This window comes from Geobacillus sp. LYN3 (assembly GCF_003064505.1).
GTDB lineage: Bacteria > Bacillota > Bacilli > Bacillales > Anoxybacillaceae > Parageobacillus_B > Parageobacillus_B toebii.
The window spans coordinates 1,225,031-1,228,770 of record NZ_QCWL01000001.1; the positions used below are offsets into that span (position 1 = coordinate 1,225,031).

Consider the following 3,740-nt stretch of genomic DNA (forward strand, 5'->3'; position numbering starts at 1 on the left):
GTTCTTCAAACATTCGCTCGAGGGCTTCCTGCGCTTCGGCAAATCCTCGCAACTTTCGCCCTGCCCATTTCTTGAATGGTCAAATACACGATTTTTTCAGAGGCTTCTAAACTATTCAAACTGTTCATCGGTTTTAGGCGTTTCCGAATCTCCTTGATCGTTCGTTCGATGGCATTCGTTGTATAAATCACACTTCGAATACTGCTTGGATAGTCCATAAATGAGAAGGACATCCAACTCATTGGCCCAAGATTGAACTTCTCTCGGGTATTTACCAGACCATTTTGACTCAAACTGTTGAAACATTTGTAACGCCATCTCCTTATTCGGCGCACGATAAATCAGCTTGAGATCCTCCGCCATTTCGAATTGATCTTTTTTCCGAACACAACGGAGATAGCAGCCGCTTCTCCTATTCGGTGTTCCATCCTGTTCGATTTCGAGGAAATGTTTGATTTCTTCCCGCATAATCAGTTCTAATATTTTTCTTTTACAAACTGACGAATGACACTGTCCAGTTGATTTGCCCAGTCGACATTCGGTATACTTCTTTTAGACATAGGTAGGGTACTCCTTTCTCTAAGATTTTTGGTCCAATCAGAGAATACCCTACCTTTTTTCTTTTTGCCTAGCAAAATGCTTTATACAAAATTTTATACATCATCCTTTGTTTCCACGTTTTACACTAGGGGACAACAATGCAGGTAATATGTGCGTTCTGCGACGCCATTCCTAGCTTTGTTGCGGTGTTGTTTCTGCAAGAGCATGCTAATCATTCGGAAATTTAAAAGATGGACTTCTGATAATACATACTGAAAAATCCACAAGAGAAAAGAGGGATACCGGTACCAAAAAGCTGTTCGTAAGAAATGCAAAAATAAGTGTGAGAGATGCCGAGCAACAAAGAAACTACATTTCCATCTAGGTTTTTAGAAGATGGACAAAACATAGTCGATAGTCTCATTTTGCTTTGTACTAGTGATCATGCGGAAGAATATAAAGGAGAACATGCTTATTATATGTTATTGAAGTGGATGAAAAGGCGGCCGCAACGGAGCTTAAAAAAGATGTGTTCAAACATATCGAAGCAGAATTGGATTGCTAACACGATATGTTGAAAGAGTATCATGTTTTGTCGGGAGAAAGTCGATGAAAACGTTGGTGGCGGCCGCGCTTCTCTTCTAGGAAAGCTGACGTAATCTGTTGTGCACCATTGGCGATACAGTTGGCACAGTTAGAGGAATTGCAACAGCGATCGGACGGGTATATGCACAATTGCCGTAAACGCATCAGAGGATGATTCAATGATGGCATTGGACAAGACCAAGACGATTACATGGGATGGACTAGCTGACAAATTAATAATAGACGCCGAGCCATGCGGTGGCGGGATGAAATTATTTATGCGATTGGGGTGGGATTGGATGCAGATGAGTTCAGTATTTATGAAAGAGTTAGCCGATATACTCTTCAAATACAACTTAGCTTGCATAAAGTCGGGTAACGGTATGATAGGTTATAAAGATGGGGAATTCAAAGTATTGAATAATACGTTTGTTAGCGCGAAACCAAAAGGAATTGAAATGAGTGGTTACAGTTTAGAGGTATATGGAGTAAATCATAAAGAAGAACTTTTAGAGAAAATAGTAGAAGATATAAAAGATTGTTTTAAGAAAAACGAGATGGGAGCAATTGAGGGGAATTATTTTATTGGGTTCGATGATGGCAACAAATTCAAAATAAGAATTATCGAATAATACCATTTCCAATGCCACTTTCGGCATATAAAATATGATAAATTCCTAGCTGTTTCCCCTCTTTTCCGCTTGTCACCTATCGGATGGCGGACGGTGAAAATATCCAAACAACGCCCCACCTCCATCTTCTCAAGTTGAGCCAAGACGTTTCTGCGCAAGGAATTAAGCAAGATGGGATGGAGATTTATTGTGCGCAAATATTTTTATGCATCCGTTAAGCGTTTTGCGACGTGTTCTATGAAAAAAGAGGATATATGCTCAATAAAGGGCATATATCCTCTACTAATATAGTTATTCCTTAAAACGGAAATTTTCGATATTGATGTTGAACGGAAACCCATTTTGTCACTGTAAACTCTTCTACAATCCATGGATTTCCAAAACGGCCTAATCCGCTCGCTTTTGTTCCTCCAAATGGTGTATTCGATTGAAGGTTAACCGTTTGGTCATTTACATGCGTCATTCCGCTATCAATCTCTAAAGCTAGTTCTGTTCCTTTTTCAAGATCAGATGTAAATATAGCCGAACTTAGACCATATTCGGTTTCATTTGCCAATTCAATCGCTTGTTCGTCCGTTTCCGCTTTAATCATGATCGCAATCGGTGCGAACACTTCCGTTTGAGCTAACTTACTATCATTATCCACATCTACAAATACATATGGCGTTAATATATTTCCTACGCGTTTTCCTTCTAATGCCAACGGAATTCCTTCTGCTTTTGCTTCTTCAATTACCTTTAGTGCTTTTTCTAACTGACGTTGGTCGATGATCGGACCAATCACATTTTCACGATTGCGCGGATCTCCGTACGGCAAGTTTTTAGCCCGCTCCACAAACTTCTGTACAAATTCATCATACAAATCTTTATGAACAATGAATCTATTCACGATCATACAAATTTGGCCTTGGTGTAGATACTTTCCGAATATCGCTGCATCCACTGCGCGATCTACATCAGCATCGCTCAACACGACAAACGGACTGTTTCCGCCTAATTCTAATGCAACGCGTTTTAAAGCTCCGCCAGCGACAGCTCCGACATGCTTTCCTGCCTCTGTCGATCCAGTAAAGCTGACCAACTTAGCATGAGGGTTTGTTAACATTTCATCTCCAATTTCTCTCGAATTCGTTAAAATCACATTGAGTACACCTTTAGGCAATCCAGCATATTCAAACGCTGCCGCAATAATCGAACCTCCGGTTAAGCCGGTTTTCAAATCTGGTTTATGAACGACCGCATTACCTAATGCGATCGCAGGAGCAATGGTTCTCATCGATAAAAATAACGGGAAATTAAATGGAGAAATCGATGAAATAACTCCGAGCGGCAATCGATAAATTCGATTTGTTTTTCCTTCAATAGGAGAAGGAACTTCTCTATACGTATAAATCTCTTCTGTCATTTTTTCCGCTTCTACTAATTCATCTAACGTAATTTGATATTCCATTTCCGCTTTTATATATGTGCTGCCTGTTTCTACTACCATGGTCTCTAAAATTGCTTCTTTATTCTCTTTAAAATACTCTAATGCTTTCCGGATGACCGCTTTTCTTTCCTCTACCGAAGATTTCGCCCATTTTTTCTGCGCTTGCTGCGCCGCTTCAAAAGCTTCCTGTGTTTGTTCTTTTGTAGCTAATTTAACTGTTGTAATGACAGAATCATCATACGGGTTTAAAATATTATAAGAGTTCGAACTTAATCCTTCAACCCACTCACCATTAATAAAACTTTTATTTAGTTCCAGATACTGTTTCAAGTTGATGCCCTCCCCTTGTTGTAAACGGTTTCGACAATGATCTTACTATTGCTTGCACATTATTTCAAATTTCCTGCTTACTTTTTAGATGTAACAATTTTTTTCATTTGCACGTTGGAATGAATCTATTTTACGCATATGGATATAGAAAAATGGTAACTATTCAGCCACATGATCAAGTGAGCTGAATATTTTTTGTATTTCCTGTCTATGATGTGAATATT

2 protein-coding genes and 1 pseudogene are annotated in these 3,740 nt (G+C 39.2%); 1 reads left to right on the forward strand and 2 read right to left on the reverse strand.

Going from position 1 to position 3,740, the window contains the following annotated elements:
- Nucleotides 1–396, reverse strand: a pseudogene (locus DCC82_RS06430) (transposase); the annotation flags it as partial.
- A gap of 908 nt (nucleotides 397–1,304) precedes the next feature.
- On the opposite strand from DCC82_RS06430, the gene DCC82_RS06435 reads away from it, so the two are divergent.
- Nucleotides 1,305–1,757 (forward strand): hypothetical protein, encoded by a 453-nt coding sequence (locus tag DCC82_RS06435; RefSeq protein WP_012749491.1) that lies wholly within the window; start codon nucleotides 1,305–1,307, stop codon nucleotides 1,755–1,757.
- A 298-nt stretch (nucleotides 1,758–2,055) separates the two neighbouring features.
- On the opposite strand, the gene DCC82_RS06440 is transcribed toward DCC82_RS06435, so the two are convergent.
- Nucleotides 2,056–3,516: an aldehyde dehydrogenase family protein gene (locus tag DCC82_RS06440; protein ID WP_097354226.1), complete on the reverse strand. Its 1,461-nt coding sequence runs from the start codon at nucleotides 3,514–3,516 to the stop codon at nucleotides 2,056–2,058.
- Nucleotides 3,517–3,740 lie beyond the last annotated feature (224 nt).

Bases quoted from the DNA above. Each gene is read 5' to 3' on its own strand.
- DCC82_RS06435 (WP_012749491.1), top strand. From the start codon at position 1,305: ATGATGGCATTGGACAAGACCAAGACGATTACATGGGATGGACTAGCT.